General features: G+C 54.7%; 2 rRNA genes. Both read right to left on the bottom strand.

Going from position 1 to position 1,135, the window contains the following annotated elements:
- A 23S ribosomal RNA gene (locus ACFXN1_RS51885) occupies nucleotides 1-729 on the bottom strand; the annotation flags it as partial.
- A gap of 326 nt (nucleotides 730-1,055) precedes the next feature.
- A 16S ribosomal RNA gene (locus ACFXN1_RS51880) occupies nucleotides 1,056-1,135 on the bottom strand; the annotation flags it as partial.

Here is a 1,135-nt window from a genome sequence, read left to right as displayed (position 1 = left end):
TCGGACTCGCTTTCGCTACGGCTCCCCCACACGGGTTAACCTCGCCACACACCGATGACTCGCAGGCTCATTCTTCAAAAGGCACGCCATCACCTTAAAGGGCTCTGACGGATTGTAAGCGCACGGTTTCAGGTACTATTTCACTCCCCTCCCGGGGTACTTTTCACCTTTCCCTCACGGTACTAGTCCGCTATCGGTCACCAGGTAGTATTCAGGCTTATCGGGTGGTCCCGACAGATTCACAGCAGATTTCACGGGCCCGCTGCTACTCGGGTACTCATTACAAGAGAGAACACGTTTTCGTCTACCGGACTCTCACCGTCTACGGTTGGCCGTCCCAGACCAATTCGACTAACGCGATCTTTTCTGACTCTTGCTCCCCACGGCAGTGGAAAGAAAATGAGCCCCACGACCCCGCATGGACAACGCCTGCCGGCTATCACATCCACACGGTTTAGCCTCTTCCGCTTTCGCTCGCCACTACTCACGGAATCACATGTTGTTTTCTCTTCCTGTGGGTACTGAGATGTTTCACTTCCCCACGTTCCCTCCACACACCCTATATATTCAGGTGCGGGTGACACGACATCACTCGTGCCGGGTTTCCCCATTCGGAAATCCTCGGATCTCAGCTCGTTTGACAGCTCCCCGAGGCTTATCGCAGCCTACTACGTCCTTCATCGGCTCCTGGTGCCAAGGCATCCACCGTACGCTCTTACACACTTACTAACAAAGATGCTCGCGTCCACTGTGCAGTTCTCAAACAACACACAAAACCTTCTCGCTACTGCGGCACCAGCCAGGAAGAATTCCCGCGGTATGACCGCGAAGAAGATTTCGTCGTTTTTTGCCTGGAAAGAACGTCTGTTCTTTCAGGACCCAACAGTGTGTCGATATATCAACCGCCGGCCGGTCACTGAGTACCGGTCGATACGCGGGAGAGGTTGTCAGCGTTCCACCCATGAGCTCCAGCCGGACTACATGTGAGTCCGAAACTGTCTCTGCCAGAGGCGATCTCGACTGTTCGAGACACCGTCTGGAGAAGTGCTCCTTAGAAAGGAGGTGATCCAGCCGCACCTTCCGGTACGGCTACCTTGTTACGACTTCGTCCCAATCGCCAATCCCACCTTCGACG

It is taken from the genome of Nocardia sp. NPDC059154, from assembly GCF_042755705.1.
Classification (GTDB): domain Bacteria; phylum Actinomycetota; class Actinomycetes; order Mycobacteriales; family Mycobacteriaceae; genus Nocardia.
The sequence above is the reverse complement of the archived record's forward strand: the minus strand, read 5'-3'. Positions and strand labels throughout refer to the sequence as shown.